The sequence below is a fragment of the Bacillus sp. FDAARGOS_527 genome (assembly GCF_003812125.1).
GTDB lineage: Bacteria > Bacillota > Bacilli > Bacillales > Bacillaceae_G > Bacillus_A > Bacillus_A paranthracis.
Map to the genome: position 1 here is coordinate 4,630,001 of NZ_CP033795.1, position 2,500 is coordinate 4,632,500.

Consider the following 2,500-nt stretch of genomic DNA (forward strand, 5'->3'; position numbering starts at 1 on the left):
ATGCCTAAGGTTTCCTGAGGAAGGCTCGTCCGCTCAGGGTTAGTCAGGACCTAAGCCGAGGCCGACAGGCGTAGGCGATGGACAACAGGTTGATATTCCTGTACCACCTCTTTATCGTTTGAGCAATGGAGGGACGCAGAAGGATAGAAGAAGCGTGCGATTGGTTGTGCACGTCCAAGCAGTTAGGCTGATAAGTAGGCAAATCCGCTTATCGTAAAGGCTGAGCTGTGATGGGGAAGCTCCTTATGGAGCGAAGTCTTTGATTCCCCGCTGCCAAGAAAAGCTTCTAGCGAGATAAAAGGTGCCTGTACCGCAAACCGACACAGGTAGGCGAGGAGAGAATCCTAAGGTGTGCGAGAGAACTCTGGTTAAGGAACTCGGCAAAATGACCCCGTAACTTCGGGAGAAGGGGTGCTTTCTTAACGGAAAGCCGCAGTGAATAGGCCCAAGCGACTGTTTAGCAAAAACACAGCTCTCTGCGAAGCCGTAAGGCGAAGTATAGGGGGTGACACCTGCCCGGTGCTGGAAGGTTAAGGAGAGGGGTTAGCGTAAGCGAAGCTCTGAACTGAAGCCCCAGTAAACGGCGGCCGTAACTATAACGGTCCTAAGGTAGCGAAATTCCTTGTCGGGTAAGTTCCGACCCGCACGAAAGGTGTAACGATTTGGGCACTGTCTCAACCAGAGACTCGGTGAAATTATAGTACCTGTGAAGATGCAGGTTACCCGCGACAGGACGGAAAGACCCCGTGGAGCTTTACTGTAGCCTGATATTGAATTTTGGTACAGTTTGTACAGGATAGGCGGGAGCCTTTGAAACCGGAGCGCTAGCTTCGGTGGAGGCGCTGGTGGGATACCGCCCTGACTGTATTGAAATTCTAACCTACGGGTCTTATCGACCCGGGAGACAGTGTCAGGTGGGCAGTTTGACTGGGGCGGTCGCCTCCTAAAGTGTAACGGAGGCGCCCAAAGGTTCCCTCAGAATGGTTGGAAATCATTCGTAGAGTGCAAAGGCATAAGGGAGCTTGACTGCGAGACCTACAAGTCGAGCAGGGACGAAAGTCGGGCTTAGTGATCCGGTGGTTCCGCATGGAAGGGCCATCGCTCAACGGATAAAAGCTACCCCGGGGATAACAGGCTTATCTCCCCCAAGAGTCCACATCGACGGGGAGGTTTGGCACCTCGATGTCGGCTCATCGCATCCTGGGGCTGTAGTCGGTCCCAAGGGTTGGGCTGTTCGCCCATTAAAGCGGTACGCGAGCTGGGTTCAGAACGTCGTGAGACAGTTCGGTCCCTATCCGTCGTGGGCGTAGGAAATTTGAGAGGAGCTGTCCTTAGTACGAGAGGACCGGGATGGACGCACCGCTGGTGTACCAGTTGTTCTGCCAAGGGCATAGCTGGGTAGCTATGTGCGGAAGGGATAAGTGCTGAAAGCATCTAAGCATGAAGCCCCCCTCAAGATGAGATTTCCCATAGCGTAAGCTAGTAAGATCCCTGAAAGATGATCAGGTTGATAGGTTCGAGGTGGAAGCATGGTGACATGTGGAGCTGACGAATACTAATAGATCGAGGACTTAACCATATAATATGAAGCAATGTTATCTAGTTTTGAAAGAATATAAAAAACTTGTTGACTTTCAAAGTGAAATAAGTTACAATAATTCTTGTCTTAAATGAATACAGTCTGGTAATGATGGCAGAGAGGTCACACCCGTTCCCATACCGAACACGGAAGTTAAGCTCTCTAGCGCCGATGGTAGTTGGGACCTTGTCCCTGTGAGAGTAGGACGTTGCCAGGCAATCCGGAGGATTAGCTCAGCTGGGAGAGCACCTGCCTTACAAGCAGGGGGTCGGCGGTTCGATCCCGTCATCCTCCACCATTTAGCCGACTTAGCTCAATTGGTAGAGCAACTGACTTGTAATCAGTAGGTTGGGGGTTCAAGTCCTCTAGTCGGCACCAGTTTTTATTGTAAGAGCCATTAGCTCAGTTGGTAGAGCATCTGACTTTTAATCAGAGGGTCGAAGGTTCGAGTCCTTCATGGCTCACCATTTTTAATGAATATGCGGGTGTGGCGGAATTGGCAGACGCACTAGACTTAGGATCTAGCGCCTTTGGCGTGGGGGTTCGACTCCCTTCACCCGCACTTTTAATGAAATAACTCAAACATGTCTTGCGGAAGTAGTTCAGTGGTAGAATACAACCTTGCCAAGGTTGGGGTCGCGGGTTCGAATCCCGTCTTCCGCTCCAATTTTCAATATGACATGCCGGGGTGGCGGAACAGGCAGACGCACAGGACTTAAAATCCTGCGGTGGGTGACCACCGTGCGGGTTCGACCCCCGCCCTCGGCACCATATGCGCCCGTAGCTCAATTGGATAGAGCGTTTGACTACGGATCAAGAGGTTAGGGGTTCGACTCCTCTCGGGCGCGTTTTCTTTCGGGAAGTGGCTCAGCTTGGTAGAGCACCTGGTTTGGGACCAGGGGGTCGCAGGTTCAAATCCTG

8 tRNA genes and 2 rRNA genes (2 of these 10 cut by a window edge) are annotated in these 2,500 nt (G+C 51.9%); all 10 read left to right on the forward strand.

The annotated features are described in order from the left end of the window. A 23S ribosomal RNA gene (locus tag EGX95_RS26745) occupies positions 1-1,579 on the forward strand (it extends 1,344 nt beyond the left edge of the window). A 101-nt stretch (positions 1,580-1,680) separates the two neighbouring features. Further along, positions 1,681-1,796, forward strand: a 5S ribosomal RNA gene (rrf, locus tag EGX95_RS26750). Positions 1,797-1,801: 5 nt separating this feature from the next. After that, positions 1,802-1,877: transfer RNA gene (locus EGX95_RS26755), tRNA-Val, on the forward strand. A 4-nt stretch (positions 1,878-1,881) separates the two neighbouring features. Beyond that, positions 1,882-1,957: transfer RNA gene (locus EGX95_RS26760), tRNA-Thr, on the forward strand. Between the two features lie 13 nt (positions 1,958-1,970). Continuing rightward, positions 1,971-2,046: transfer RNA gene (locus EGX95_RS26765), tRNA-Lys, on the forward strand. Between the two features lie 14 nt (positions 2,047-2,060). Further along, positions 2,061-2,141: transfer RNA gene (locus EGX95_RS26770), tRNA-Leu, on the forward strand. Positions 2,142-2,170: 29 nt separating this feature from the next. Continuing rightward, positions 2,171-2,245 (forward strand) — tRNA-Gly (locus EGX95_RS26775). 16 nt (positions 2,246-2,261) lie between these two features. Next, positions 2,262-2,350, forward strand: a tRNA-Leu gene (locus EGX95_RS26780). Positions 2,351-2,353: 3 nt separating this feature from the next. Continuing rightward, positions 2,354-2,427 (forward strand) — tRNA-Arg (locus EGX95_RS26785). A gap of 8 nt (positions 2,428-2,435) precedes the next feature. Further along, positions 2,436-2,500: transfer RNA gene (locus EGX95_RS26790), tRNA-Pro, on the forward strand; it runs 9 nt beyond the window's last position.